This is a genomic window from Stenotrophomonas sp. (assembly GCF_050737075.1).
GTDB lineage: Bacteria > Pseudomonadota > Gammaproteobacteria > Xanthomonadales > Xanthomonadaceae > Stenotrophomonas.
The window spans coordinates 21,958-48,711 of the sequence record NZ_JBOHXV010000015.1 but is presented as its reverse complement, the minus strand read 5'-3'; the positions used below and the strand labels follow the sequence as shown (position 1 = coordinate 48,711).

The 26,754-nt window shown below is 65.9% G+C and carries 33 protein-coding genes; 2 read left to right on the top strand and 31 right to left on the bottom strand.

From position 1 onward, the window contains the following. Positions 1–29: 29 nt before the first annotated feature. Entirely contained in the window at positions 30–608 is a 579-nt protein-coding gene (locus ACREPD_RS05660) for an Arc family DNA-binding protein (RefSeq protein WP_431598404.1), read from the top strand. Then, positions 605–790 carry a hypothetical protein gene (locus ACREPD_RS05655; protein WP_431598403.1) on the top strand — a complete coding sequence of 62 codons (186 nt, stop codon included), beginning with the start codon at positions 605–607 and terminating at the stop codon, positions 788–790. Before ACREPD_RS05660 ends, ACREPD_RS05655 begins: the two co-directional genes overlap by 4 nt. On the opposite strand, the gene ACREPD_RS05650 is transcribed toward ACREPD_RS05655, so the two are convergent. From ACREPD_RS05650 to ACREPD_RS05500, 31 genes are all read right to left on the bottom strand, one after another. Beyond that, the gene (locus tag ACREPD_RS05650) at positions 768–3,134 is read right to left on the bottom strand and encodes a hypothetical protein (RefSeq protein ID WP_431598402.1); all 2,367 of its coding nucleotides are present in this window, start codon (positions 3,132–3,134) and stop codon (positions 768–770) included. The genes ACREPD_RS05655 and ACREPD_RS05650 overlap by 23 nt on opposite strands. Then, positions 3,134–4,273, bottom strand: a complete 1,140-nt coding sequence (locus ACREPD_RS05645; RefSeq protein WP_431598401.1) for a hypothetical protein — start codon at positions 4,271–4,273, stop codon at positions 3,134–3,136. Before ACREPD_RS05645 ends, ACREPD_RS05650 begins: the two co-directional genes overlap by 1 nt. 1 nt (position 4,274) lies before the next feature. Beyond that, positions 4,275–4,958 (bottom strand): hypothetical protein, encoded by a 684-nt coding sequence (locus ACREPD_RS05640; protein WP_431598400.1) that lies wholly within the window; start codon positions 4,956–4,958, stop codon positions 4,275–4,277. 2 nt (positions 4,959–4,960) lie between these two features. After that, a complete protein-coding gene (locus ACREPD_RS05635; protein WP_431598399.1) occupies positions 4,961–5,665 on the bottom strand; it encodes a hypothetical protein in 705 nt (234 codons plus the stop codon). Continuing rightward, positions 5,665–6,156: a hypothetical protein gene (locus ACREPD_RS05630; protein ID WP_431598398.1), complete on the bottom strand. Its 492-nt coding sequence runs from the start codon at positions 6,154–6,156 to the stop codon at positions 5,665–5,667. The genes ACREPD_RS05635 and ACREPD_RS05630 overlap by 1 nt, the downstream gene beginning before the upstream one ends. Then, the gene (locus ACREPD_RS05625; RefSeq protein ID WP_431598397.1) at positions 6,153–6,641 is read right to left on the bottom strand and encodes a hypothetical protein; all 489 of its coding nucleotides are present in this window, start codon (positions 6,639–6,641) and stop codon (positions 6,153–6,155) included. Before ACREPD_RS05625 ends, ACREPD_RS05630 begins: the two co-directional genes overlap by 4 nt. Continuing rightward, positions 6,641–7,216, bottom strand: a complete 576-nt coding sequence (locus ACREPD_RS05620; RefSeq protein WP_431598396.1) for a hypothetical protein — start codon at positions 7,214–7,216, stop codon at positions 6,641–6,643. Before ACREPD_RS05620 ends, ACREPD_RS05625 begins: the two co-directional genes overlap by 1 nt. Next, positions 7,213–8,181, bottom strand: a complete 969-nt coding sequence (locus ACREPD_RS05615) for a hypothetical protein (RefSeq protein WP_431598395.1) — start codon at positions 8,179–8,181, stop codon at positions 7,213–7,215. Before ACREPD_RS05615 ends, ACREPD_RS05620 begins: the two co-directional genes overlap by 4 nt. After that, positions 8,178–10,169 (bottom strand): hypothetical protein, encoded by a 1,992-nt coding sequence (locus ACREPD_RS05610; RefSeq protein WP_431598394.1) that lies wholly within the window; start codon positions 10,167–10,169, stop codon positions 8,178–8,180. Before ACREPD_RS05610 ends, ACREPD_RS05615 begins: the two co-directional genes overlap by 4 nt. Beyond that, positions 10,169–10,960: a hypothetical protein gene (locus tag ACREPD_RS05605; protein WP_431598393.1), complete on the bottom strand. Its 792-nt coding sequence runs from the start codon at positions 10,958–10,960 to the stop codon at positions 10,169–10,171. The genes ACREPD_RS05610 and ACREPD_RS05605 overlap by 1 nt, the downstream gene beginning before the upstream one ends. Further along, on the bottom strand, positions 10,957–11,703 hold the full coding sequence (locus ACREPD_RS05600; protein ID WP_431598392.1) for a hypothetical protein: 747 nt from the start codon (positions 11,701–11,703) through the stop codon (positions 10,957–10,959). The genes ACREPD_RS05605 and ACREPD_RS05600 overlap by 4 nt, the downstream gene beginning before the upstream one ends. A 66-nt stretch (positions 11,704–11,769) precedes the next feature. Further along, positions 11,770–12,360: a hypothetical protein gene (locus ACREPD_RS05595; RefSeq protein WP_431598391.1), complete on the bottom strand. Its 591-nt coding sequence runs from the start codon at positions 12,358–12,360 to the stop codon at positions 11,770–11,772. A gap of 55 nt (positions 12,361–12,415) precedes the next feature. Further along, positions 12,416–12,658 (bottom strand): hypothetical protein, encoded by a 243-nt coding sequence (locus ACREPD_RS05590; protein ID WP_431598390.1) that lies wholly within the window; start codon positions 12,656–12,658, stop codon positions 12,416–12,418. Positions 12,659–12,712: 54 nt separating this feature from the next. Then, positions 12,713–13,759 (bottom strand): phage major capsid protein, encoded by a 1,047-nt coding sequence (locus tag ACREPD_RS05585; RefSeq protein WP_431598389.1) that lies wholly within the window; start codon positions 13,757–13,759, stop codon positions 12,713–12,715. Positions 13,760–13,953: 194 nt separating this feature from the next. Continuing rightward, positions 13,954–15,126 (bottom strand): hypothetical protein, encoded by a 1,173-nt coding sequence (locus ACREPD_RS05580; RefSeq protein ID WP_431598388.1) that lies wholly within the window; start codon positions 15,124–15,126, stop codon positions 13,954–13,956. Between the two features lie 12 nt (positions 15,127–15,138). Next, a complete protein-coding gene (locus ACREPD_RS05575; RefSeq protein WP_431598387.1) occupies positions 15,139–17,454 on the bottom strand; it encodes a hypothetical protein in 2,316 nt (771 codons plus the stop codon). 62 nt (positions 17,455–17,516) lie between these two features. Continuing rightward, positions 17,517–18,899 carry a PBSX family phage terminase large subunit gene (locus ACREPD_RS05570; RefSeq protein ID WP_431598386.1) on the bottom strand — a complete coding sequence of 461 codons (1,383 nt, stop codon included), beginning with the start codon at positions 18,897–18,899 and terminating at the stop codon, positions 17,517–17,519. Beyond that, a complete protein-coding gene (locus ACREPD_RS05565; protein ID WP_431598385.1) occupies positions 18,896–19,393 on the bottom strand; it encodes a hypothetical protein in 498 nt (165 codons plus the stop codon). Before ACREPD_RS05565 ends, ACREPD_RS05570 begins: the two co-directional genes overlap by 4 nt. Further along, entirely contained in the window at positions 19,377–19,679 is a 303-nt protein-coding gene (locus tag ACREPD_RS05560; RefSeq protein ID WP_431598384.1) for a hypothetical protein, read from the bottom strand. The genes ACREPD_RS05565 and ACREPD_RS05560 overlap by 17 nt, the downstream gene beginning before the upstream one ends. Before the next feature lie 156 nt (positions 19,680–19,835). Then, a complete protein-coding gene (locus ACREPD_RS05555; protein ID WP_431598383.1) occupies positions 19,836–20,201 on the bottom strand; it encodes a hypothetical protein in 366 nt (121 codons plus the stop codon). Next, positions 20,198–20,395 carry a hypothetical protein gene (locus ACREPD_RS05550; RefSeq protein ID WP_431598382.1) on the bottom strand — a complete coding sequence of 66 codons (198 nt, stop codon included), beginning with the start codon at positions 20,393–20,395 and terminating at the stop codon, positions 20,198–20,200. Before ACREPD_RS05550 ends, ACREPD_RS05555 begins: the two co-directional genes overlap by 4 nt. Before the next feature lie 166 nt (positions 20,396–20,561). Next, complete coding sequence (locus tag ACREPD_RS05545; RefSeq protein WP_431598381.1) at positions 20,562–21,002, bottom strand: hypothetical protein; 441 nt, start codon at positions 21,000–21,002, stop codon at positions 20,562–20,564. 262 nt (positions 21,003–21,264) lie between these two features. Beyond that, entirely contained in the window at positions 21,265–21,603 is a 339-nt protein-coding gene (locus ACREPD_RS05540; RefSeq protein ID WP_431598380.1) for a DUF1064 domain-containing protein, read from the bottom strand. Beyond that, the gene (locus ACREPD_RS05535) at positions 21,600–21,890 is read right to left on the bottom strand and encodes a hypothetical protein (RefSeq protein WP_431598379.1); all 291 of its coding nucleotides are present in this window, start codon (positions 21,888–21,890) and stop codon (positions 21,600–21,602) included. The genes ACREPD_RS05540 and ACREPD_RS05535 overlap by 4 nt, the downstream gene beginning before the upstream one ends. Then, complete coding sequence (locus ACREPD_RS05530) at positions 21,887–22,738, bottom strand: DNA adenine methylase (RefSeq protein ID WP_431598378.1); 852 nt, start codon at positions 22,736–22,738, stop codon at positions 21,887–21,889. The genes ACREPD_RS05535 and ACREPD_RS05530 overlap by 4 nt, the downstream gene beginning before the upstream one ends. Further along, a complete protein-coding gene (locus ACREPD_RS05525) occupies positions 22,735–23,214 on the bottom strand; it encodes a recombination protein NinB (protein ID WP_431598377.1) in 480 nt (159 codons plus the stop codon). Before ACREPD_RS05525 ends, ACREPD_RS05530 begins: the two co-directional genes overlap by 4 nt. Further along, complete coding sequence (locus ACREPD_RS05520) at positions 23,211–23,960, bottom strand: DUF551 domain-containing protein (protein WP_431598376.1); 750 nt, start codon at positions 23,958–23,960, stop codon at positions 23,211–23,213. The genes ACREPD_RS05525 and ACREPD_RS05520 overlap by 4 nt, the downstream gene beginning before the upstream one ends. Next, positions 23,957–24,349 (bottom strand): hypothetical protein, encoded by a 393-nt coding sequence (locus ACREPD_RS05515; protein WP_431598375.1) that lies wholly within the window; start codon positions 24,347–24,349, stop codon positions 23,957–23,959. Before ACREPD_RS05515 ends, ACREPD_RS05520 begins: the two co-directional genes overlap by 4 nt. A 169-nt stretch (positions 24,350–24,518) precedes the next feature. Continuing rightward, positions 24,519–25,793 carry a replicative DNA helicase gene (locus ACREPD_RS05510; protein WP_431598374.1) on the bottom strand — a complete coding sequence of 425 codons (1,275 nt, stop codon included), beginning with the start codon at positions 25,791–25,793 and terminating at the stop codon, positions 24,519–24,521. Beyond that, positions 25,790–26,512, bottom strand: coding sequence for a hypothetical protein (locus tag ACREPD_RS05505; protein WP_431598373.1), 723 nt, complete (start codon positions 26,510–26,512; stop codon positions 25,790–25,792). Before ACREPD_RS05505 ends, ACREPD_RS05510 begins: the two co-directional genes overlap by 4 nt. 1 nt (position 26,513) lies before the next feature. Then, entirely contained in the window at positions 26,514–26,690 is a 177-nt protein-coding gene (locus ACREPD_RS05500; protein ID WP_431598372.1) for a hypothetical protein, read from the bottom strand. Between the last annotated feature and the right edge of the window lie 64 nt (positions 26,691–26,754).

Genomic DNA, 26,754 nt, shown 5'->3' with positions numbered 1-26,754 from the left:
ACGGAATCAAGTTGGGATCACCGTGGTTCATGCGTAGTGAACCACCGTGGTTTCTTGTTGTCAACACCACCGTGGTCCAAACTTTCGGCATGAGCCGTGAAGACCCCCAATTCAAGCTGCGGATGACCGAGGAGCTGCGCGACCAGATCGCGGAGGCGGCCCGGGCGAACAACCGTTCCATGAACGCCGAGATCATCGGGCGGCTGGAAGGTTCGTTCGCAGGAGCGCCAATGGGCGGAGTGGAGATCAAGGACGTGATCGATGAGGCAGTCCGGCGCTCCATCGAGGCGGCGAAGGAATTCCTGCAGAGCACGCAGGTGGAACACATCCAGCCCAAGAGCCAGATCCCAGGCGGCACAACCAACCTGATGATCATGTCCGAGCTCGAGCATGAGCTGCTGGCCCTCGACGAAACGTCCCACAAGTTGCTATCCCACGCCAACGCGATCGCGCTGGTGCACGGCGAAGAGCACGACGCCTACCAGCGCGTGATGAAGGACGCGGCGACGGTCAGGAAATTGCAGGCGGGCCTGCGCGAAACCTTGGACATCATTGCCCAGACAGCGCGGCCCAAGGGTGCATCCCCCAACAGGAAGACCAAATCATGAGCGGCTGGAAAATCAACGATTACTTCAGCCCGAAGTCGTGGGCGAGGATCCAGGCAGAAAAACGCGACGCCGAGCTGGCGAAGAAAAGCGCAAGCCCGCTGCCTATGCTGCTGTGGCTGGGCATCCTTGCCCTGCTGGTGATTGCTTGCGCGGTTGGATTTATTCTGTCTTTTCAGCGTTGACCTGCTGCTCTACCTGGTTTGCCATCTCGACGACTTCGGGGTCGTTGCTCCTTTCGGCGATCCCGCGCAGGACCTGAAGCTGGGCGACAAGCTCTCCCGCGGGCTTTTCTGACGTCCGCGCCAGCCAGTTGACATACTTCGGGGAAGTCATGAGGCGCGCAGCGCCATTGGCCAGTGCGGAGCCGAACAGAGAGCTTCCCACCGCCAGAAACGCGCCTCCTGCATTACCCATCGCCAATGCGGTGCCAGCACCGGCGCCAGTGGTCGCGATCTGGCCGATAAGGGCTTCGCGGCCAGCAGTGCCAGACGGGTTGGCGAACACCTTGGAACCCTCACGGATGCGGGACGTCGCCTTGGCGATGGTCTCCATATTCCGCGCGAACTCCGGACCATAGCTCTTGAACAGAATGTTGCGAGCCTCCGGGCTGGTGTTGGCGTAGTTCGTCAGGAACGTACTCATTGAGAACACGTCGTTCTGGTCATTCTGCTGGCTGCCGCCCGCTCGGCCCATCCGGCGGATGAAGGCCGAGCTCACCATTTTCTGCTTGTCCTCCGGCAACACCTTCATGATCGAGCGAATGCGCGTAGGGCCATCTTTCGCGCCGCTGATCGCCGCCAGGAAGGCCGCCTCCCCGTCCTTGTTGCCGATGATGCTGTCGATGTTGTCGAGCTGATCAACGTAGTCAGCGTGGTACTTGTTCGCCCCAGTGAGCGCTTCAGCTGCCTTCGGATTTCCGGTCGCCTTCACCGCCTCTTCCATGTCGCGGGACAGCGCGGCGTAGACCGGCCGCCACATGCTGCGGGGAACGTCACTGCCGAAGTTCGCGTTGTCGATCTCGCGGCCGACCAAGGAGCGCAGCTTCTGCAGCGCTTCGTAGGGAAGCCGGTTGTCCACCATGTTTCCCAGCGTAGCCGTCACGTTCGCCTCGATCTGCTCCGGCGTGGGCACTTCCTCCATAACCGTCATGCCGAGCGACTTGCGGCGTGCATTGTTCTGCTCAATGGCACGCGCCTGGGTCTGCAGGTAGGTGCGGTAAGCGTCCGCCTGCTCCTGCATCCCGGGCTGGGTCAGAAGCGCATTGACGCCCTGCGTGTCATCGATGAGGCCGCCCTCAATGCTGCCAAGGCGAGCGTTCTGGAAGAGCCGTGAGGTCGCCGGCGCCCCGGGGATAGCCTGGTTCAGCTCGGCAAGAGCGGCCTGCGCGTTCGAGATATCCACGCGGGTATCCTGCGGTATCAGTTCGTCCAGACGCTGATAGAGTGCGTTGCTCTCGGCGCGCGACAGCTCCTTGAAGCCGCCAGGGCCGGCGATCCCCTCCCGGATGGCAAGGCCGGCAGCCTCCGGGTCAACCGCTTGGCCGCCCGGTGCGAGTTCACCAGCGATGTCGTCAATGCGCTTGCCGAACTGCCCGGCCTGGCGCTGAGCGAACCGGTCAATGACGCCAGCAGAGCCTGGCACGCTTCCGAGGAGCGTCTCTGTGGCCTGCAATGCGCGGTTACCCGTGGCCTGGCCCATGCTGGGGTCGACGCCAGCTTCAGCGAACTCGCCCAGCGTGCGCTCAATGGCGGCCGGATCCTTGCCGCGGACTAGGCGCCTGACGAGGTTCTGGCCAGTCGAAGACACCAGACCAGTGGTCGGACCGCGCGGGATTGCGCCCGGCGCAAAGCCGCCAACCAGGCCTGCTGCGAGCTGGGCCAAGGGACCGCCGCCAGCCTCCTTGGTCCCGCTCGCGGCAGCAGACCCGGTAATAGTGCTCACCGTCTGCAGCCCAGGCTGGGCGGTCAAGAAGTTGCCGGCTCGCTCTCCGAGCGTCGGAATGATCTGTGGAGCCGGCGCGGCGCGCGCGACAGTCGGCAGCGCCGAACGCCCAGCATTGAGCAGCCCGCCGCCGCCAAGGGTCAGGGCGGTGCCGGTGAGAGCCTCACCCACGTCTCCCAGCACGCGGTCGCCGGCAGTCTGCGCCTGCGGCAAGCCCAGGGTGTTGGCCAGGGCCGTCGCCTCTTCGCGGTACGGCCTTGCCTCCTGGAGGCCTACGGCACGCGCCACCGGATTGACGACGTAACCGTTGAACGCATCGCCGCCGACTGCGCCTAGCAGGCTGCCAGCCCCCTGCAGGACGGAGCGCGCGCCGAACATGGCGTCGCGGACCTTGCCGGCCATCCACCCGTCCGCCTGACGTCCATCCGCCGTGCTGTCGACTGTAGCGGTCACGCCACTGAAGTCTGGGCGCTCGGTCGCGTCGCGCTGGGCCTTGTACGCCTGGGCCAGGCGGCGTGCGTCCTCGGTGTTGCCGGCGGCATCGGCCGCGCGCAGCGCCTGTTCGAGCTGTTCGAGGGTTGCCATCAGCGGATCCCGTACTTGCCGAGGAGGTCATCGACGCCGCCAGAAGGCGCATCGCCTAGGGTCGGGCTGCGGCCGTAGTTGGAATTGATAATCCCCTGCTTGCGCTGCTGGAGCTCGACCGCTCGCTTGTTAAAGCCAGCGAGCCGGCGGAGCGCGGCGGATACCGTCTTCTGGTCGCTTGCGGCCATCAACTCATCCGCTGCACGCTGTGCGTCACCTTCGGTCTGCACGCCCTTGTTCAGGCGCAGCGACTCGTTGACGATCTTCGTGAGGTCGGCCTGCCACTCCTTGCGGGCAACGTCCTCATCCGTCGACATGTTGAGGGTCGTGCGCACGTTCGAACCGAGCGTATCGGCCGGCCCAACCCTCAGGGTGCCGTTCTTGATGCGATCGGCGTTCTTCTTGATGATGTCGTTGAGCACACTAGTGCCGCCCAGTGCGTCCTCGATGCCGAGGAGTTCCTTGAGGGCGCCGACGGGCAACGGCTTCTCGCCGCCACCGGCCGCCTTTCCGCCAGGATTCCACTGTCCAGTCCGCTCCAAGGCAAACTTCTGGCCGCCGAGCGTCATATCCTGGCGCGTCTTCGCGGCCGATGCATTGGAATTGTTGGCGCTGGCGTAGCTGGAGGCCGCCGATGCGCGCCGCTGCGCAATAGAGGCCTCGCCAAGTGGCGTGACATTGAGGTCCTGCGAAGCGGAGCCGAGCGGGTTGTAGGCAATTCCGTCCGAAATATCCGTCGTTTTCACCGGACCGGACGCAATGCCAAACAGCTCCGCGTTCGGGTTGGTCGCGTCGCCAAGGACAGCCTTATCACGCGCCGCCTGACGGAACGCAAACTCCTGCGTCTCGCCCAGAACCTTCATGTCCACGTTGTCGTTTGAGGTAAGCCCCAGCGCCGTCAACTCGTTGAGCGCGCTGACATCGCCTGCGCGTGCGCGCCCGATCAGATCCGGCGTCAAGCCTTGCCGGGAGGTTACATTTTGATCAGCCAGGACCGCCCTGGAGCGCGCCTGGCGGGCGTCCTCCAAGGCCTTTGCGATGGTGTATTCCTTCCCGAGCTGGTCCGTGTAAGCGGCCTGGCCATTCCCGAAGAGGGCTGCACCGAGGGCGGCGCCTGCGCGCTGGTATCCATTTGCCATGTCAGCCTCCAAAGCCGCGCGGGACGCCGTAGCCGTAGCGACGCCCTGCCCCGGGCATCTCATACAGCGCATCCAGGTTGTTGCCGAACTGCGTTCCGCCGGTTGAGCCGGCGATCGTGCCCCCGCCACCGCCCATGGCCCCGCCTGCGGCGATCATGCCACTGGACAGAATGTCCATCTCCGGACGACGCCGGATGGCGCGGATGCGGAGTTGGTCGATGAAGTTCTGACCCGCAGCTTCGCGGGAAAGGCCATCGATGTCCGTGGCCAGGCGCCCGTACCCGAATGCCTCATCCTGCCGCTGGCGACCGGGCGCGTCGATGCGCGCCATGAGGTCCGCCGTGCGAGCTGCCGCCGTGTCAGCGCCCGCGCGCGCGGAGGCGGCATCACCCTGGAAGGCCATGCCGCCAATCGGAGCCTCGAGGCCGCCAATGGCTTGCTTGCGGGTGCGCTGCAGTTGGCCCATGTACTGCTCCAGCGCTGTGTTCCGCTCGTTGGCCGCGGTGCTGGCCTCGGTCTGGGCGATCTGGTCGTTGACCTTGGAGTCCGCCTCCTGCTGCCGCTTCGACTGGCCCAGCAGGCTCTGAGCGGTCGCCTGGTCCTGCTTCCGCGTGACGCGCTCGGTTTCGGCCTGCTGCATGGCAGTGCCGGCGACGGCAAGTGCGATTGGAATGAACTGACCCATGATTAACCCCCGTAGCCCCCACCGTACAAATTCACCTGCGAAACGCGGGTGGCCTCACGCCTGTTTGCCTCGTCCCTACGATTCTTCACGAAGCTGCCGATCGCAGTGAACTGGTCGGCCAGATCCTCGCCGTAGGCGGTCGAGCGCGCCGTTTCCAAGTTCGAGCGCAAGCCAGACGCCGCCTGCTGGGCGGCAGTGGTCGTGTCCAGACCGGAGGTGGCCAGCTGGATCAGCCGCGCACGCGCATCCTGGTCAGCGGCTTCCAGCTGCGCGCCAGCACCCTGCGCCCGGCTCTCGACGTTCAGGGCGCCGCGGTTGTAGTCATCGGCCAACCTCCGGTTCTGGTCCACGTTGACGCTGCCGCCGGACAGGCCGCCGCGTGCCAGCGAGAACTTCAGTTCGCGCGCAGCATCGGTGTTCTGGCGGGCCAGGTCGTCCATGTTTTTCGTGCGGACGGCGGCCACGAAGTCCGCGATATCCCGGGCACGCCTGGGATTGTCAAAAACGTTGTTTACCCTGGCCTGCGTCTGCTTAATCGCGGCCTGCCGCTCCATCTCCAGGCGCGCGGCCACGTCCGCAGCGGATTCGCCCTGCCCGGCCGTCTTCGTGAAGCCCAGCGGGTCCAGCCACTTGCCCGCGCCGGACTTCTGGATGGTGCCCGTGGGGTCGGCCCAGTTGCCCTTGCCGATATTGCCGCCGCCAGCCATCAGGCCTGCTCCTTGATCCGGGAAAACATCACTGCGTCCGCGCCATTGGCGCAGTAGCCGCGCAGGGTCGCCTCGCGCGTGTAGGCCAGCGAACGCTCGTACCACTCGAAGGTCTTTTCACGACCGGCCAGGCCAATGAGCTGCAGCCGGTGCACATCGGGCAGCGCCAGCATCCGGTCATTGAGCCGGCGCGTGACCTTGGTGATGCTGCGCCAGTGCTTCTCCCAGCCGTCCATCGTGCCCAGCTGCCAGCCCTCCCACACGCCCGGTCGGACCTGCCAGAAACCACCGGCCACTACGGGCACGTTGTCAGCCAGGATGACGAACTTGGGACCGGGCACCGCCGCCATCTTGATGATGGCCGGCTCCGGGTCGTACTCGGTCGCGCCGGTCATGGCCAGGTCCTGCTCGATCTCGTCAGGACGCATGCGCCGGGCCAGATAGGCCAGGTCTTCAACCAGCACGTTCGATTCGGTCGTGACCCTGCTCATGGGCCGTTTCCGAGGTCGAAAAACGACAGCGACACCTGCTGCAGGCTCCACTTCTGCCCCGGCGCGAAGTCAACGCGCAGGCTGAAGGTAGGAGCCGCCATCGGGAACGGGATCACCCCGCCCGGCAGCGTGTCCGGATCCACGGTGTACGGGTCGGTGAACGCGGCCAGGTTGCGCTGGTCGTAGCCGATGCTGATGCTCGGCGTGCCGCTGCTCACGATGTCGAAGCCCTCCATCATCTTGGTCACACTGGGCGTGCCGAAATCCAGGTACGGCCACCAGACGGTGCCGCCGAACGGAATCGTCGCGCCACCCACATCGTCGCCGAGCGAAAAGTCGGTCACGACGCTGATCTCGTCCCCGTGCCGCACGTAGAGATCGTTGCCCAACTGCGCGAAGCCATCAATGGCAAAAGGAAACAAGTAGCGGCTCCAGGCGCCGGCTTTGCCCTGCTTCATGGTGTAGACGAACACGGTGGACTGCATCAGGCACCCCCGAAGGCGAACTGCAGGCGGTTGCCGGTGGACATGCAGACCGATGCCAGGCCGCCGCACGGCGGAACGCTGCTCAGCAGGTACTCGATCTGGTAGCGGTCCCGTTGCTGCCGGTAGCACAGCGAGCCGGCGCGCAGGTAGGCCAGGATGACGTCGGAGTTCCCGACCTGCCCAGGGCGCTTATCGTCCAGCGTCAGGCGCGGGTTGAGGATGCCCGGGAACTGGGTGAACACCATCCCCGGCACCGAGCTATCGAACCACCACAGCCAGGCCACACCGGACTGCACGAAGGCGATGGCCGGTTGCATGTTCTGGTCGAACGCCAGCGCCACTTCTGTGATGCCGGCGCGAATGAACGCCGGCTGTTCCGTGCCCCCATCTGGCCCCAGGTACACGACATCCCCATCCACTCGCACGCGCCACAGCTGCACCCACAGTCCCTGCGATGGGTTGTTCAGCGCCACGCCCCCCATCTCGTAGTCGATGAGCGGCTGCAGCGTCGAGTTCACCTGCTCCAGGAACGGAGCAGGCTGGGGCGTGGTGGAGAGGCCGCCTGCCGGAATCATGGGGTGTAGCGCCCCCAGCTGAAGCGGATGGTGAAGGTCGCGACGAACTGGTTCGTCTTTGGCAGCTTGGGAGACAGGCCCCAGGCCCACAGGCCGCAGTAGCCGGTGCCGTTGGAGTCATTACCGGCAATGAACGCGCCGATGCCGCCTGCCAGGTTGCCGTCGTTGAGGCCAACGTCGAACCGGAACGACCGGGCGTACTGACCGGCCGTGTAGGTAAGCGCGGTGATCGCGCCTACCGTGGAAAGAGTTCCGAGAGCTGCGCCCTGCGCAGGGAGATCGGTCACAACCGAACCGCTCACCGTGCCGCCGCCGGTGAGGCGCGGCTGGATGGCGGCACCGAGCGTATCCTTCCATGCGTAATCGTAGGAGGCGTTGTTGAGCGGTCGGGCGGTCCACGTGTAGGCGGTTCCCGAAATGGTGACCGAGCCGGTTGCATCCGTCATTGTCGGGTAGCACCGCAACTCGTAGGTGACGTCCAGGACTTCGTCCGACAGCACGGTAATAGTCGTTGGCGCGCCCCCGCCATCGAGAATGAGCGCGCGGCTGAACAGAGGGCCGGCCTGAGTTGCCGACACACCCACCTCGGCAAGAGTGCCAGCCGCGATGCCAGCAGCGAATCGAAGCGTTCGGCGCCGCCACCCATAGAACGTGCCGGAACGATTTACGCCATTCGTATTGGCCTGCAGGGTGTTACTGAAGGCAACCTGAGTTCCAAGTGCGGTGTCCGTCACCGCTGGAGTTGCGTTGCCGGAGCCTACCCTACAAAAGGCGGACACGATGGAGCTGGCGCCGCTGAGCGTACCGAAGAGATCGAGCCCCGCATTCGTGATGAGGTTGGGGAACCAGTCCGCGGCGACGCGACGGGAGCCTGGGATCTCATTGCCATCGGCGTCCACTCGGAACGCCTCGAACTTGAACCAGCCCGCATAGCCCTCATGCGCGCTCAGGATGTTGTTGCTCATGCCAGGGTGCCTCCTACGACACTGGACGACAGCCCGATAGCCTCGGGAGCCATGTTGGTGGTGATGAGTGTCTGCTTCAGGGTGCCGGCTTCAACGGCGGAGCTGAGCTGCACGGCTTCAGCGGGGACGCTGTAGGCCTTGAGGATGTCGCGCAGCGTGCCGTCGGTGACCTCGCTGGCAAGGCTCATGGCCTCGGTGACACCGATGGTCTGCAGCAGGCTGCGCAGGGTGCCATCGATCACGGACGACGTCAGGGTTACCGCCTCCGGCGGAACCTCGTAGCCGTGGAAGATGTTGCGGAACGTGCCGGCCTCCACCGCCGAGGACAGCGTGATGGACTCGGTAGGCACCTCGACCGGATACAACCTGGTGGTCAGGTAGTGGAAGAAACCGGCCATGCCGGTTCGGTCCTCTACCAGATCAGCGGTATCGCCGAGGGCGTCGGTGACGCGCAGGGTCCAGATGGCATCGCCGCCGCTGGCCATCTCTCCAGTGACCAGGCCGCTGCCGTCGATGCTCAGGCCCGCCGGCAGCGCGCCGTCGACGACCTCCACGCTGTAGGGCGGCAAACCGCCGGCCACAACGTAGGCGTAGTTGACCAGGTCGCCGCAGCCGACAGCCGGAAGCGTGCCGAAAATGCCGAGCGCTGGCGGCGGGTAGTTCGGGAACGCTAGCCAATACTGGCCGGCACCCGGGTAGTAGGTGGCCAGTGGCGGCGAGTTCGTGCGATCGGCGTACAGCATTGCCTGCTGAATCAGCACGTCCACTGGTGCGCCGATGTCGCCGGCCGACAGGTTCTCGGCGGCGTTGGCGATGCCGATCGTGCGCACGCCGAGCTGCGACAGGTAAACCAGGTCGTTCGCCACCGGCACTGCGGCCTTCGGCCACACCGAACCCACGCCGTCCATCTGGTCGAGGATGTCCATTGACGCGGGATCAGGGTCCACCTGCCAGTTCTGGAAGCTGCTGGCGTTGAGCGCGACCAGATTGGCGCGGTACTGCGCCAACACCGCCATGTCGTTGGCGTTGGCCTGCTGCAGGCCGGTCGGCAGGAAGCCTGCGTCATCGGCCGTAGACCAGTCCAGCGGGTTAGCAGTGGCGCTGAACCGCACGATGTCCTTGTCTGCGGCGAACACCTTGCTCGCAACGATCGCCACAACCTTCGTGCGCGGGCAGCGCTCATCGTCCACGCGCCGCGACACCGCGCGCCAGTTGATAGTGCCGTCTTGGACCATGGCGCCGATGTCTTCGGGCCAGATGGGCTCCGTGGTGCCGCTGACGTAGCGCGGCGAGGCCGTCCAGGTGATACGGCTGGTGGTCACCGCCTCCCAGATAACCTCGTTGTCGATGACCTGTTGGCCTAGGATGCCCGGCCAGGCCGGTTCGCTACTGCCCGACGTTCCGGACTCGGCCTGCACTGCCTTGTAGACCAACCCCTCGGGAAGCCCAGCGGTCGCGCCGCTTACTGAAAGCGTATCGCCCCAGATCGGATGGTTGTGATCCGCCACGGAAGTGAGGTGGATCGCAGCCTTTGCATACGCAGCAGAAGCTGGTGCCGTCGAGGTGACCCGCGACTGGTGCCATGCCCCACCGGAACCGTCATCCACCTTGTTGCCGGCATCAGTCTGCAGCAGGGTGTTCAGCCCGTCGTACCACAGCACCTCGACCCAGCCAGAGGTGGCCCGAGCAACCGACGCGCCCTGGTTGATCATCGCGGTGGCGGTGAGCTGCCCGCCAACCGGCACGACCAGCATCGTGTTGTTGACCGCCACGCCGTCGGCCACGTTGCCGGGCAACCGCACGGCACCGCCGCCGCTATATCCGTCGGTCGGCGTATAGGCCGCGCCACCACTGAAGGTCCAGCCTGTGGCGCCGCTGGCGAACCCGCCATTGACGACCTGCGGGTTGTTTGGCGGCGGCTGCGTGATCGGCTGGACCAGATCGCCTGGCAGGTATAGGTTGCCGGCCCGCCAGAATGGAGCCGCCATCAGCTGGCCTCCTGCGAAGAGGATCCAGCCGGACGTGCGAACTGGTAACGGTCCGCAACATCAGGCGGCAGCGTCTGCCCAGGCTGCTCTGCCGGCACCGGCGTCGGGTTGGCCACGTCGCTGTCCTCGAACACCGTTGCGCCCGGCGAGGTCGGCCACGTCGGCTCGATGGCGCCAGAGCGTGGCGACGGCCCGAAGGCGTCGGTCACGGTGTATTTGTAGCCGTTGTCGATCGTTGGCACGACGACGTCGCCGATTGCGCGAGCCACGTTGCGCACCCACACCGGGAACACCTCCGTGCCGCTGTCGAGCTGGTAGGCAATGCCGTTCGGGTCGGCCGGGATCACCAGCGCCCCGGGCAGGTACACCTTCCCCGCCTCCCATGTCGTGCCGCGCTGGAGCCAGTAGTGGTAAACGTCGCCGTTGATGAACTCGGCTACCACGTACAGGAAGCCAAGGAACGGGCCGGCGAAGTGGATTTCCTTCAGCGGCAGGTCCGGCGTGGACGGGTGCTTCAGCACCTCGCACTCGGTGACCGGCGTGCTGGCCGGGATGTCCTGGGGCACGTGGCTGAAGACGATCAGCTTCCCGTCGTAGGCGCACATGCCCTTCGTGGCGCCAGTCGGCAGGTTGACCCTGGTCTTCGAGCCAGGCCGCGAACGCGGCACGCCCGCCTGATCCACGTAGCCGTTGACCAGGTCGAACAAGGTGGCCGGATCCGCGCCGCCCTTTGTGCGCAGCCGGTTGATACCGCCCTTTACCGCGGTGAGGGTGACGATGCGGCCAGTCACGTGAACGGCACCTCCGGACGCGGCGGCACCCAGACCGGCGTACCGGCGGCCGGGCCCGGGATGTATCGCGCGGTCGCGTGCGTGCCGGCCACAAGGTTGTTGATCATGACCTCAAGCTGCTGGATGTAGGTCTGCGCATCAGCCTGCCGGTAGTGCTGCTTGCCGTTGGCCAGCGCCAAGAGGAACACAGCCTCGCTGTCGATCGTGGTTTTGTCGGCGTCCTCGGTGAACCGGCTCAGCTCAAACTTGCCCTTGATGACCAGGCTGCCCTCGGTTTCGTCCGGCGCCGGCCAGATTTCGATGCAGTTGCGGAACTCGAAGCGCTGCGGCAGGCCAGTCAGCTCGATGGTCGTGTAGCTGCGAGGGTTGATGCCCTGCGCCATTTCGGCCCAGACGCCGTTTCGCTCGCGGCCAACCCACGTGACCTGTCGCGGATCGATGATCGCCGGGCAGCTCTGCGGCGCGTCCTGCTCGCTGTTGTCGGGGTAGTCGTACAGGCGCTGGCCGGCCACCAGCGGCCAGGAAAACCAGCGCTCGGTGCGGAACTCGCCATTGGGGCGCCGAAACAGCGCCACCTGCGCGCTCTGCAGGAAATCGTTGAGCAGCTCCTTCATGCCTGGCGGCGGGTTGTTCGCCTGCGCGGCATAGCCCAGCCGGATCATCAGCCGCTTGCGCAACTGGGCGAGCGTGGAATTGCCGTCGTTGCTCGCGCACGCGCACTGGATGGCGTCGGTGATGCTCATCGGAGCCCTCTTGTGAGACGGGCCGGGTTGCCCCAGCCCGCCTGGTTGCTACCTACTGCCGGCCGATCAGCCGCCCAGGGTGTCGTCAGCAGCGCCGGCCTGTGCCGCGTCGTACAGCGCCTGAAGGTCGGCCTTCGAGGCGTTTCCCTTATGCTCGATGCCCAGGCGGGTCAGCTCGGCGCGCAGCTCGGAGTGGGTCAGCTCTTCCAGCTCCTCCTCCTCGGCGTCGGTGTCTGCGGTCACGGTGCCGCCGACGAGCGAGGCAGCCGTGCTGGCCGGAGTTTCGTAGTCCTTCTGGCCCGGGCGCGGCGGCAGGCGGCTCTCGACGACGGCTTCGGACTGCCGCTTGAAGCTGTCCTTGCCGATGTCCATGTCCAGCTCCTTGGCCACGTCGCGCGGCCCGGCGCGGAACACCTGGTCGATCACGGAGCGGTACTTCTCGCCGTACTTGGTGAGCAGGCGCTGGTATTCCTGGGTGGCGTTGTTCGGCAGCTCGATGGCGTGGTAATCCGCATTGACCACGTTCACGTTGTCCTCGCCGTGGATCAGCTCCAGGATCGGGATTTCGTGCTCGAAGAAGGTGTCGCTGATGGTCACCTCGGAGCTGCGCTGGATGGTGGCCAGCACCACGGTAACGATCTTGGTCAGGTTGCTCATGTTCCCTCCTACGGGAATCGGGGGAGGAGCGGCCCCGTGAGGAGCCGCCCTGAGATCAGCCCGCGAGGGCGTAGACGGTCCCGGCAGCGGACAACTTGATCCACTGCGGCAGGTTCGAAACCTCGGTGTCGCTGGTAGCGGCCAAGGTCGCGATGGTGGTGTACGTGCCGGTTTCGGTGGCCGAACCCTGCAGCGTGGCCGCCGATGCCGCGTAGTTGGAGAAGGTGGCGCTGCCGCCGCGCAGGAACGGGCTGTTGCCGGTCTTGAAGGCGGTGTTCGTGATCGGAGTGGACTTCATGGACGGTTCCTCTGGAGCTGGGGGAAAGCCCCGGCCGAAGCCGGGGCGTCCGGATCAGGCGATCGACAGCACGGCGTGGACGTTGCGCTTCTTGGCCGTCATGCCGTACTTGTTGGTCTGCGCGTAGTACGTCACGTAGCGATCCGGCAGCTTTTCCGGCTTGCGCTTCTTCATCCAGTGGCCCTTCACCGGGCGGAACTTGATGAAGTTGCGGTTCAGCAGGTAGCAGCGCTTGGTCCACGGATAGGTGATCGCGCCCAGGCGAGCGTCCAGCAGCTCGAAGGTCGGGTCCCAGATCAGCTCGATGCCGCGGTAGAACACACGGGTGACGGACGCATCCAGACCGGTGCCGCCCTGCGGGGTGACGATGATCTGGCGGTTGACGTCGGTCTTCGCCTCGGCGCGGTAAGCGTTGAGGAAGGCCTGGCCGCAACGGATGTCGGTCGGCATGGCGCCGCCGTAGCGGATACAGGCGTCCCACATGGCGTCCAGCGCCGCAACCACACCGCCGGAGGCGATGGCCATGCTGGCGTTGTTGCGCCAGTAGGTGTTGGTGCTCGCGTTGATGCCACCGACGATGTCGCCGGTTCCCGGGGTGGTCGAGACGATGTGGTCCAGGCCCGGCACGGCCTTGGCCGACTGCGAGCCGTTCTGCAGGGTTTCCAGCGCCAGGCCTTCCTGCAGGCCGTTGCGCAGCGCGGTCCAGCTCGACTGGAACAGGTTGACCAGCTGTTCCTTCTCGGTCGAGTCGGGCACGGCCACGCCGTCATCGGCAATGTTGATGCCGTTGGCGATCAGGCGGTCCTCGTCGAACCAGAAGCCCTCGTGGTTGCTGTAGTACTGGAACTTGGCCATCCGGTTCGGGTCACGTTCGTTGTACGTGACCTGGTCGGCGCCGCTGTAGTTCTGGTAGTTGCTGTCGTTGGAGGTGAACAGCTTCTCGTTGAAGATGCCGTTACCGAAGAACGAGACTTCTTTGTTCGAGACGAACAGGTCCAGAGTCGCATGCTGGATGCTGATCTGGTCGATGGGGTCATTCTTGGCGAAGCTTTCGAGCGTGTAGTTCGCGCCGATAGCCAGCTGTTCGGGAGTGAAAGGCATGGTGAATCCTCGAAAGGGAATGGGGTCTTGCTTCCATCCACGGTCGAGGGGGGCGAAGCCTCTATCTGCCCTACCGGTCGCGACTCCGGCTTGCTGCTTGCGTGGCGCGGTTGTCAGCCGCAGGGCCAGATTGCCCGTGCTGCGCAACGCGTCAACGGAGACGAGAAACCCCACCGAAGCGGGGTCTTGTTGGATCAGGCGGCGGCGTTGTTGGCCTGGTCGATGCCGAAGTTCAGGGCGTCGAGCGGGTTGTCGAAGGCCGGGGCCATGGTCGGGCGCGGGCCGCTGGGCCGCATCGGGCCGGGGCGCGGCTGGGCCGGTGCTGCCTGGGTGGCGGGCGCTGCAGCAACCGGTGCCGGAGCGGCGATGTTGGCGTAGGCCAGCGCGGTAGCCTCAGGCCACTGGCTCGGGTGCATGGTGGACCGGATCTGTGCCACAGCCGCATCCAGCGCAGGGCGCTTTGCCGCATATGCGGGATCCTGGGCCCTTGCCTTGACGTCGAACTGCTGGAGCCATTTGATCCCGGCCTGTTCGGCCTGCTGCGCCGCCTGCTCCTGTTCCTGCTGCTGGCGCTGGGCTGCGCTGCTGTACTGCCCCTGCGCGCGGGTGGAGGCGATCTCCAGCGCTCGGGCGCGCGGCAGGTCGCCGGCCTGCACCTCGGCCAACAGATCAGCATGGGCGGCCAGCGGGTCGTGCACGCCCGGCACTTCCTTGCCGAGCATCTGCGCCAGCACGGCCAGCTCCTTGGACATCACGTCGTAGGCCTGCTGGGCAGACGGCATGTGCCCGCTCTGCGCCTTGCTGATGAGGCCTAGGTAGTCCAACGCCATGCCGTACTGCTCGGGCGTGGTGCCGGTTTCGGTGACCATCTTCACCATGTCCTCGCCGACGCTGGCGCGCTGCACCAGATCGGGTAGGCGGCCCATGTCCTCGATCCCGGCCGCCTTCAGTGCGTCACGGATCGGGGCCAACTCCTTCACCTGGCCAGCCAAGGTGCGGAAGCGCTCGGCCGACCGCTCGCTCAGCTTGAGATCGGTGATTTCCTTCTCGGTTTCGGCGTCTGGCTCCGGCGCTGCCGGCGCACCATCAACCGGCGGCGTGGCGCCGTCGGCAGCGGGCTGCGCGTGCGGCTGGCCATCGGCCGGAGGCTGGCCGTCAGCAACCGGCGGCGTGCCGTCCGCTGCAGGCGGCACGCCATCGGCCGGCGGAGTGTTCGAGTCGGTGACGGGCTCGGCGACGATCGGAGGCGGCTCGCTGCCGTCAGCAGCAGCAGCAAGGCCTGCGTCCAACGCGGACAGCGCGTCTGCCGTTACGTCGGTCGGGGTGGTGTCCGGCGCGGTGGCCGGGGTATCGGTCGGGTCGGGCATGGCTTGCTCCTATCAGGCTGCTGCGAGGGGATCGGCGGCAGGGGCGCCACCGGGAGGTGCTGCTTCAATGGGCGGCTGCTGGCCACCCTGCGGGGGCGGTGCGCCGCCCGGGGCCTGTGCGGCCGCTGCCGGCTGCGTGCCGTCGTTCTGCGGGATCAACTGGTCGATGTCGAAGCGCTCACCGCTGCGCTCAGCAGTCAGCCGCATGAGCTGCTCCATCGCGTCGGCCATGGACTCCGGCGATGCGCCGCGCAGCTGGCCGATCTGGGTGATGCCGGTCTGCAGCAGCGGCAGCAGGTTGGCCCACGACTGGCGCTCCAGCGCGGTATTCGGCTTGCCAGACGAGCCGGCGCGGATCTCGATGCGCACGAACTCGGTCAGGTCGTCCGGGCCCAGGTACGGCGGCCAGAACGACGCGGGGCCGGCCATGAAGCGCACGTCCTCGTCGCTCAGGTACACGCGGGCGATCTCGCAGGTGTACTGGGCAAGGTCGCTGAGCTGGGATTCCTCGCTGTCGCGCCGGCTGCTGCTGCGCGCCTGGAAGCCCTGCTGCTGGATATCGGCTTCGGTGGCGGTCTTGGCCGTGTTGACCGACCCGGACAGCGCCTCCTGGATGCCCCAGATGCGCTCCAACTCGGTGGTGATGCCGGCGCGGCTGTAGACCGCCATGTCCATCTGCGGGTAGGCCACCGGCACCAGAAGGGCACGCAGGTCGGCCTGAGGCTGCGTCAACTTCAGCGCAATGTATTCACCGGTGACGCCCTTGACCAGTTTGTCCGCCTCCTCCTGCTCCATTGCCCCGGCGTGGAACGCCATCTTCGGCTTGATGCGGCGGCGATGCTCAGCCTCGGCCGAGCCGATGCGGTTGTATTCGTCCATCAGCTTGGCCGAGCGCGACACCAGGCTCTGCGGGTGACGCTGGCCGTCCACTTCGGACGTGCACAGGACGAAATACGGATAGAACCGGGTCGTGGCCGGCGGGTTGAACCCGGGCTTCACCCAGTACGGAACGCCAGTGATGCCGGTCAGGACGGTGTTGCTCACCGCGTCCCAGATCTCCACCACCCGCAGGAAGCAGCCAGTGCCGACATCCGGCGAGGTGACGTAGGCGTCGGCATCCTGCGCGGTCACGCTGTCGGCGGTCGCGGCGCTGACGCTCTCGTTCTTGCCCATGCAAGGCTTGCGCGGGTAGTACTTCGTGGCCTTGGCCAGGATCTCCTCTGCCCTGCCCTTCTGGTCGTACTGGGCCAGGTACGGGCCGAACTGGGCCAGCGCGTCCTCGTAGGAGATGAACGAGATTTCCGCGTTCCACGGCGCGTCGAGGTGGTTTGCGATGGTGTAGCCCGGCGCCACCTGGAAGTTCTCGCCGTCCAAGTTATCGACCACGAAACCCCGGGCCACGACACGCTCGGCGCCGGCCTGGATGGTTTCGAGCTGGCGCTGCAGGTCGGCGATCTTCGCCTCCTGGTCGTTGCCGAACACCCCCTTCACCGTGTCCCAGGCGCCGGCCAGCGCGCCCGCCGAGCCATCCTCCAGCTCAGACTTGAGCGCCCTCGCCCGGGCGATGTTCTGCTGCAGGTCGTTGATCGCCGTCTGCGTCTCTGGCGAGATCTCCGTGCGCTCCTGCCACGAAGCCTTCATTACGCCGATGCCGATCGTCAGCGACGAGCGCACCCACGGCCGACCGCGGCGCTTGAGGTTGGCGTCCTTCCACAGCTGGGTGCCGACTGCTTCCAGCGTCTCGCAGAACTGCTTCATCTCGCGGGACCGGCGGGCGTACTGCTTGCGCAGCTTCATCACCTCGTCGCTCACCAGCTTCTCGACGCCGCCCTGGGCAAGGAAGGACTCCTGCGCCTGCATGCTCTGGGCCAGCGCTTGCTGCTGGTCGACGCCCATGCCCACGAGGTCAGTGGCCACCTGCCGCCCGACCTCCATCGCGTCAGCCTCGGCCTGTTGCTGCAGCTGGGCCATGAGCTGCTCGTTCGATTCGATCACGTCCCGCAGCTGCTCAGGGCTGGGCATGCGGTGCGCCGGGCCGGGCGATACGTCGAAGTCAGGGTTCCGGGCGTAGAGGAACGCCTCTTGGATGTCGATGTACGTGCCGATCAGGTTCGCATCGACCAGGAAGCCCGAGTCACCGCGCGCCTGGCGCCGGTCCTTGGCGTACTGCCGGCGGGCGTCCTTGTCGTACTCACGGGCCTCTTCGAACCGCGCCATCCAGCGCTTCACGTCGGCCTGCTCTCGGCTCATCTGCTGGGCGCGGGCAGGATCCGGGTGGGCGGCCATGGCAATGCCGGTTTCGAGGGCGGCAATCGGCTGGTCAGTCATGGCGGATTCGTGAGGTCATTTGCCGTCACGTTGCCGGTTCTGCCAGTGGCATCAACGGACGATCAGTCGTAGTAGCGGGACTTCCGCTCTTCCTCGGCACGCTCGCCGGCGGCGCGCTGGGCGAACCATTTGTCCGTGAACACCTCGGGCGGCGGAGCCTTCTTCTCGGCCGGCAAGCTGCCGTCGCTCATCAGGTCCAGGCCGCGGGCCAGCAGGCTGCACACGTCCACCATGTCGTCCCGCTTGCCGTTCTCACCGGTGAAGGCGCACAGCTGGTCAATCAGCCGGTCGCCCCAGTCGGTATTGGGGATGTGCACCGAACCGGTGGCCGCGCGGGCGGCGAAGCCCAAGGCGCGGTCTGCCTTACTACCGGCGCTGGCCAGGCCCTCGCGGTGGATGAAGGTCTGCCGCTCCTTCATGGCCTTGTTGATGGAGCCGTCCACCGCACGCAGGATCACGCCCTTCTCCTCGAAGGCGATCAGCGGCTTGGGCTTGCTGCGGCGGATCATCAGCAGCCAGGCGGCGATCCACACGGATGGGTCTTCCTGCCCGCTCCACCAGTCGGTGAACCACATGTCTCCCACGTGGTCGAGGCCGACACAGCCGTGCTCGGTGTAATCGGGATCTGCCTCGGGGTCGTCCGCGTCCGGCGCGCCGGCGTAATCGCTGGCCAGGTACTTCCGCAGCCCGCTCGGCTGCTCCCCCATGTTGAAGCGCTTGAACCAGTGACGCTTGAACAGAATGCCGGCCTTGCCGCGCGGCTTGCCCCCGTAGATGTGGTCGTGCAGGTCCTGCGAGACGGCCAGCACTTTAAGGCGCTCCGTCTCCATGGCCTCGTTCCACCACGGGTTGTCCAGGTAGTTGATCTGGATGACGATCGCGTCCGGGTCGTTGCCCACCACCCAGCGCTTGTAGGCGTAGTCGTCCTCCAGGTCAGGGTTGAACGTCACCCATATCTCGGCGCCGGTGGTGCGCACGATCGTGGGGATCAGCTTGTTCCAGCTGGTCGTCGAGACGTTGGACGCCTCCTCCACCCACACCAGCGTCGCACCTTCGAACGACTTGATGCTGTCGGCGGTGTGGTCCTGCAGGCCCGAGAAGCTGAAGGTCGAGCCGGTCAGCAGGCAGGTGATGCCGTCCTCGGCCTTCTTGTTGATCTTGAAGTAGGCCGACAGCCCCATCCGCTGGATGTAGTCCTCGATCACCCGCTTCGAGGACTGGCCGATGGACTTCTGGATCTCGCGCAGGCACAGGATGCGGTGCTTGGCCTGCATCGACAGCATGACCAGTATCTGCGCCACGCTATGGGACTTGGCCGAGCCTCGGCCGCCGTACAGCACCTTGAACTGCCGCGGCTCCAGCACCGGCATCAGCTTGACCGGCAAGGTCAGCGGCGTGTGCGGCTCAAGCTTGCGCGGCTGCAGCGGCTTGATGGCCGGATTCATTTGTCCCTGGCGGGCGGGGCCACCGGCATGATGAAGAACGGCGGCGGGGGTGGCAGCTTCTCGCCATCGGCGTCGGCAAGCTGGACCTTCTCACCGTAGCGCTTGGCGTTCTCCTTGCCCGACTGCCACTTGATCGCGTCCATCATCACGCGGGCAGCAGCTGGGTCGAGCTTCCCCTGCCCCACCATCTCCATGATCTCGTCCAGGCGCTCGAAGCGAGCGTCAGCCCGGCACGCGCGCGCGCGCATGTACTGCTGTCGGAAGCAGGCCGGGTCATCTTCCTCCCCACCAGCGTTCGAAGCCAGCCAGCGGAACATGGTCCGGGCATCAGGCATGTCGTCCATTTCCCCGATCTTGGCGACGCTGTCTCCCTGAGCGATCAGCACGCACACCCGTTCAGCCAGGTCCTGCGTGTAGCTGCTGGGGCGACCACTAGGCTTAGGCTTGGCCGCCGCCGGCTTCTTAACGGACGCCTTCTTACTGGGCTTGGCCATGCGGAACCTCGAACAGCTTCAGCGGCACACCCATCAGGCGCACCTCTCCCTTGCGGACCCCCTGCAACTGTTCAGCCAGAGGCCGGAAGTCGCCCAGAAGCCGAGACGTACCCTCGAGGAGGGATAGAGCCTGCACCTCGGTCAGGAGCAGCGAGTCAGGCTTCTGATTGTGAGCAGCCTCGTATGCCCTGATCTGGTCGCAGGCCCAGTCCACCGTGCTGTAGCTCATTGCTTTGGCCCCTTGATGCCAGCCGATGTCCAGCGCGGCTTCATGCGCCACTGCCACCAGCGGATCCTACGGCCTTCACGGAAGGCCATGCGCAGGTCGTATGCGTGCCTCTCCGCCCCCTGCCCGTCCGGTCCGCCAATCGTCCTCGACAGCCAGACGGTTGCATCGGTGGGACGACGCAGCCCGTGGAGGGGTCCGCCTACACAGAGGGCATCAGCCACGGGGGATCCCCCTGTAGCCATCCCAGTACCGAATGCCACCACCGACCCAGTCGAAGTACCGCTGCCCGTTTTCACGGGGAAGGCTGGCAGGGTCGTGGCCAAGTTCACTGGCAATCCAGTTGAACTGGGACTTGTGCACGAAAACGTCTTGAAGAACGATGACCGGAATGCCGAACGCGGTCATCCCATCGCCTGGGCCCCACTGGATAGCTGATTGCATCGGCGCGCAGTCAGCCCGGAGCTGACAATGCTCCTGCGGAGAGACCACGAACACCTCGGGCCTCTTCTGGGTGCTGAGGTAGACCTCTTCGCGGCGCTTCCAGAGGCGCTCGAGGATTTCCTTTGTGTCATCCCTCATGCCGACGCCTCCTGCAACCGCACCCGCCCCTGCCGGGTGATGCCGAACCGCTCGCCCTTCTCCTGCGCGTAGCCGTGGCTCACCAGCGAGTCCAGCAGCGAGTCGCCGCCGCGGTGGTGGTCGCGCCACTCCTGCCGGCTCAGGCTGAACTCCGAGGCGAGGTATTGCAGGCCCTGGGCGATTGGGTCGTTCATCACCGCAGGGCCTCCTCGGTCGCACGGGCGGAGATGGTCACGGGTCCGGGCTGCAACCCTTCCCCGCCGCCGCAACGCGGCAACCCGTTCCCTCGGTGCTGGCTGTTGCCCACCTGCCAGCTGGGGCTACCGATATGACCCTCGGTAGACGGGCGCTTGAGTTCGTTCATGCGGCGGCCGCCATGGGTGGGAACAGGCTGAGCTGCTCGAACCTCTCGGGCGCAGGCGCTGCCGGTGCCACGATGCCCAGGTGCTCCCTGATGTCGTCCAGCACCAGCACCGCGGCCTGCTCGTCGGCCTTCGTGAAGCGGTACAGCCCCACCAGCCATGGCCAGTACGGCGAGCGCGTGCCGAGCCTGGCCATCTCCACCGCGACCGGCTTGTCCTCGGGCAGCACGAATGCCTGCGAGGTCGCCGGATCGATGAGCAGGTAGCTGGCTGTGGTGCATGCGCGCTGGTTCTCTGTGATGCGGGGGACGATTCGGGATACCGCCTCGATCGGGCTGGCGGGGTCCACCACGCACAGTGGGCGCGGCTTCCACACCTGCCGGAAAGCGACACTGGTAGTTCTACCGGTTCGCGCCTTGGCTTCAACGGACTTGCCCATGGTTCGGCCTCCCCTGTGGAGTGCGGTCACGGTGGTCATGCAGCTGCCCTCGGCGTCATCTTTCGTGCCGGCCGGCGGAACTGGAACCGCATAGAGCCGCGCTTCCCGGCCACATGCAGAATTCCTGCGGCGCTCATTCGGCATAGCTGCTGCGATACGCGCAGCCGTTCGTGTCCCTCGACGCCCATTCCCTCGGCAACGTCCCCGGCGAAGTGCCAACCCGGGTTGTCGATCAGCCACTGTCGGATGCGTGCGCTCCTGGTCAAAACAGCTCCTCCACCCAGCCGCCGCCATTCTTCTTGGCGCGCGCCATCACAGCGCGGAAGCGGAACGGATACTGGTCGGCGGCGATCTTGATTTTTGCCCGGGCGTCGTCTTCCCAGTACCCCTTCACTTCGTGCATCTCCATGACGCCATCGGCGGCCATGACGGCGAAGTCAGGGGTGTAGAAGGTCTTATCGGCCAGGCGCAGCTTCACGCCCTCGAACCGGCGCCACTGGATCTCGTCGGCGGCTTGCAACAGCGCCAAGTGCGCGTCGTATGCCGCCTCGGTTTTGTTCATCTGGCCTGGCTTGAGCCGGCCGAGCGCGTAGTGCTTCATGCTGCGGCCCTCATCAGGCCCTGCCCGAGCCGCTGCAGGGTCACGTTGAGTGCATCGAGCTCGTCCACCTTGTGGACCCGCCACATCACCTTCATGCCGTGCCAGCCGTTGATTGGCCCCTGGTGGCAGTCCTTGCATAGCGCTACCGCGGTGAAATGCTGGCCCTGCTTGATGTGGTGGGCATCCGACGGCCCCGGCGCATCACAGACGCTGCACGGCAGCCACTTTACGGCCTCGATGTGCGCGGACTCGGCCGGGGTGAATGGCTTGGAGTTCTTGGACCTCATGCCGCATCTCCGAAGGCAAGTCCAGGCTGGTGGCCAGCCTCAGCCGCTGATGGTGATATCCATAGGCATTCGGTACGGGTGGCGCTGCCGCGTCCCGCACTGATTCGGGCGGTGGTCTCCACCCGTTGCCAGCTAACCAGCGTGTCGTCGTACAGCTCGGTCCGGTAGCCACTAAGAACCACCATCCCCCGCAGTTGGAGAAGGGCTGTCAGCAACTGCTCGTGGTCGGACACGCCCATCTCATGCCGGTAGTAGCCCGCTTTGCCGGACTGCATCACGCGAGTGCTGTGTACGTACGGCGGATCCACGTAGTGGAGGGTTTGCGGGGTGTCGTGCTGCTGCATCACCTCTACCGCCGGCCGGTTTTCGATTAGGACGCCGGTGAAGCGCTCCGCGATCGCGGCCAGACCCTCGGGATACTTCACCCACAGGTGCTGCGCGGTGCCGTATGCCCGCTGCGAGTCGATCCGGAATCCGGTCTTCCCTTTCGTTGCGCCGGCAGAGCCGAAGCCCATCTGCGCTCTGATGACGAGACGACGGGCCCGCTCAACCGGATCCTCGGTTTCCTCGAAGGCCAGATCGAACTCTTCCCGTGCGTAGGGCGTCAGCTGGCATGCCTCGATCAGCTGGTCCCGCAGGCTCGCTTTCTGGAGCACCCGGAAGAAGTTCACGACGTCGCCGTCGAGGTCGTTGTAGACCTCGGCATAACTGCGGGGCTTGGTCAGCAGGACGCCCGCAGCGCCGCCGAACGGTTCCACGTAGGTCCTGTGCGCCGGCAGATGCTGGTGCACCCAGCCCGAGATCCGGAACTTGGCGCCGTGATATCGAAGTGCGGGGGCAGTAATCATGCAGCCCTCCGCACCGGCCCGAAGTCGGCCAGCTCGTCCTGCGCGCGGGCGGACCACTTCACGCCCTTCTCGGCGCCCCACGCGTGGGTGAATTCGAGGAAGTCGCCCATCTTCCGGCGGCTGTACTGGCTGGTGCGCGCGCCGAGCATGACCGTGCCCCCGCCGATGCCCTGCGCCTGGCGCATCTCCTGCTCAAACCCGGCGGTGAGGATGGCTTTCCAGGCGTCCGACGACATCAGGCCGATCTTCCAGTTGCCGGCGACGTCGGTGTGCGGCCACTCGACCTGGCGCGCGATGTCGGCGAGCGTGGCCCACATGCAGGCGTTCGAATCCAGCGTGCGCTTCGGCTCGCGGACCTCGATGTCAAAGTCCTGCCGCGTAGCCAGTCGTTGGGCGATTTCCAACATGGCCGATTCCCCGACCAGCTGGGAGCGCGGGTTGTCGCGGCGCACCGCGAATAGGCGCTTGTCGGTCACTGCGTCACCTCAGGTTCGGCGGGCAAGGGCATCCAGTGGGTCGGCCGATACATGCCTACCCACTCAGAGGTGGTTTCAGTCTCCCAGCCATCGCGGCGGCTCCACTTCGCCACCGTCATCCCCAGCCGTTTCGTGGGCGGAACGAGAATCGGAGTCTCTTCCGGAACGTTGGTCGGCTGTCCATCCTCGTTGAACTCGATGGACTGCCACTGCGGGATGAGAGCGAGAGCCACAGATACTGCTTTCACGGAATTCCCGTTGTCGTAGCGCCCGGCGAGCACCGCCTTGGCAAACTCGGGATCGCGGTTTTCTTCCATGGCCCGGGCCACGAACTGTCGCGCCTGCTGCACGAGCGGTGATGTCAAATGCCCGTCACTGGCCAGGAGTAAACCAACCTCATGCTCCGATGCGACCTCTGCCAGCTCGGCGCCGACGGGGTGGTCACCCTGACCACCGACCCCTACGGCACCTGCTTCATCTGCCCCGAGTGCGGTCGCAGGAACTACATCGAGTTCTTGGGCCAAGACGACGCCGGAGCCCTTCTCGCGCAGCAGGTTGACCGCCCCACGAGCCAGTAGTTCGCCCTCCCGAATCGTCATGGCGGCGACGATGGCGCGCAGCTCTACTTCAAAGCCATGCGTTTCACCATCGCGCAGGCAGCCAGCCATCAGCCGCGCGCCCGCCGTATCTTCGCGCCGGTATTCGCTCTCCAGCAGCTCCCGCGCCCTCTTCTCGATGTCGTTCATGCGGCCTCCCATTCGGTGCGGTATTTGAAAATGGCCGCGCTCGCCTCGTCGGCGCCGATGAAGCTCGGATATGCGCGCCAAACTGCGTTGGCGAACTCCTCGGGATCGCCATGCGCGACTTTCAGCCGGCGCTGACCAGCGGTCAGGCCATCAGCGCCCTTCCTGCGCGGCGATAGCCAGTTGTTCCAGACGCCCCTCGACCATGCCCAAGTGTAGAAGCAGCACAGGGCAAAGATCCCCCACTGCTCGGCGGCGATTGCCGACGCAAACCAGAACGGCTGCCCGGCGATGCCGAACAGGCACGCATACCGCCGGACACGCTCGCTCTTGGACTGGGTGAGCCAGATTGCCGTCACACCAGTTGCTGCGATTGCCAATTGGATAATCACGCCGCTCTCCTCTTGATCTCTGCATCTCGCTTGTCCCAGCCGGCCTGCCACGCCTTGCGCAGCTCGTGGCCGTCTGGACCCATTTCGAACATCGGGACCGACGCGCGGTCCTTGTGTGCGTCGCGCATGTAGCGGCCCGCCTGAGTCGCTGCGTGCCGTTCTTGTGACGTCACCATTTGTCACCGCCGACGTCACAGAAGCGCATCGTTTCGTCGAGGAACCGCACCTTCTTGAACCCGGTCGGCCCATGTCGGTTCTTCTCGATCAGTACCTCGGCCATGCCCCGGTCCGGCGACTCGCGGTTGTAGACCTCGTCGCGGTAGAGCATCAGGATCTGGTCGGCTTCGCGGGTCAGCTCGTCGCTGTTGGCCAGGTCGCCAGCGTTCGGCCGCTTGTCTCCGATGCGCTGGTCCACGGTCTTCACCACCTGGGCCAGGGCGATCACCGGAATCTGCAGGTCGCGGGCGAGGTTCTTCATGCCGCGAGCGACCTGCGAAACCTCGGTGATGCGGTCGGCGCGCGGCACGCTGATGCGCTGCGCGTAGTCGATGAAAAGGATTCCGATGTCGTGGGCGTGCTTCCACTTCCGGGCGATCCCGACCAGCTCGTCGAGCGTCACCGCCGACCGGTCGTAGATCCACATGTCGCGGGCGACGGCGCTCGCCATGCCCGACTGCAGGCGGGTCCAATCCTCATCCTCCAGCTGGCCGTTGCGCAGCCGCGAGGCAGCGACGGACGACACCAGGGACAGCCGGCGCAGCGCCAGCTGCACGGCGGGCTGCTCGGCGCTGATGACGCCCGGGCGCTTGCCGGCGTCCGCCGCGGCTTCGATCAGGCCGCCGAGGAACGCGGTCTTGCCCATGGCCGGACGGCCACCGATGATCGTCAGGTCGCTGTCGTGCCAGCCGCCGAGAATCTCGTCCAGCGCGGTAAGCCCGGTCGGAATTCCCGGCAGCCGGCCACCGTTGGCGAAGTTGCGGTCCACCTCGCGCCAGGCCTGCTGCAGCGCCTGCTTGCCGGTGTACTCGCAGGCGGTGACGGTGGCGTTCAGCGCCAGCAGCCGGCCGGCTGCGACGTCCACCGCGTCGGTTTCGCCAGCACGGGCAGCCGACACCAGCTCCAGCCCGACCTGCACGGCCTCGCGGCGGCGCCAGTTCTCGCGGACGATCTCGGCGTAGGCCACGACCGCCGACGAGCCCGGCACGTTGCTGGCCAGGTGCACGGCGAAGTCGAAGTCATCCGGCGATGCCTCGCCGATGGTCACCGAATCGGCCGGCTCACCCGCCAGCACGCGGTCGCGGATCAGGCCGAACACCCGGGCGCGCTGCGGGCTGGTGAAGTGGTCGACGCTCACCAGCGGGGCGACGTCGTGGAACCGCATGTTGTCCAGCAGCAGGCCGCCGATCACGGCCTCTTCGGCGAAGGCGGGGGTCACGTTGCTCACAGCGCCTTCCTCCCGCCGCCGGCCACCGTACTGCTGCTCGGTGGCGGCGTATGGAATCGCTCGGCGCTACGCCGCGCCCAGTTGCGCCAGGTCGCCGGCCAGTCGGTCTTGCGGCCGTCCTTCCCGGGCTTGGCCAGCCAGTAATCGCGGAACTTTTCGACCTCGACGGCGATGTTCAGTCCCGGGCAGTTCTGCACGGTCCATGCGCGCTGCACGTCGTCGAGCTGCCAATCGGGCGTCAGGCGGGAGCCGGTCGGCGACCGCGATGCTGCCGGAGCCGCCGAGATGGGATTCCCCATATCGACCTCCGGAGCAGGTGCACCCCGCTCTTCTCTCTTCTGTTCTGTATCTGTTCTGTTCTGTTCTAGGGCGTCACACTGTGACGGTTGTGACGTCACACCCTTGTCGCGCTTCCTGTCACGGTAGGCGCGAGTCCTTGCGGCACTAGTGTCAGAGGCGAACTGGCGCTTCTCCCAATTGACGATCTGCCAGGCCGAATCGATGAACCCCTTGCGGATGAAGAGCGCCTTCGTCTCGGCCAATTCCTCGCCGCTGATGCGCATCTGAAACGCGATCTCATCGTCACTCAACGTCACTGTGACGTCACTGCAACGCATGCAGAACAGCATCACCAGACGGCGCTGCATGGCCTCGCTCAGCATCTGGACCTTGGGGTCCGATGCGAACTCGGCGTACATGCGGAACCATTGATTGGCCATGTCAGGCGACCTCTCTCAGATCAAGCTGCGGCGAGGAGATGCGCCGGGCTTCCGCCCTGGCCTGCTCGCGCGCGCATCGGGACAGATGCTCGGCCCGCTCCGAATCGCTCAGCGGCGGGCTTGACTCGGCGATTCGGACGCAACGCTCTATGCGCTCGATGGTTTCGTTCCTGGTCATGGCGTATGCCTCAATGAATCTCAGGACGAACGATGCCGCGATTCCAAGAGCGGAGCCGTGCACC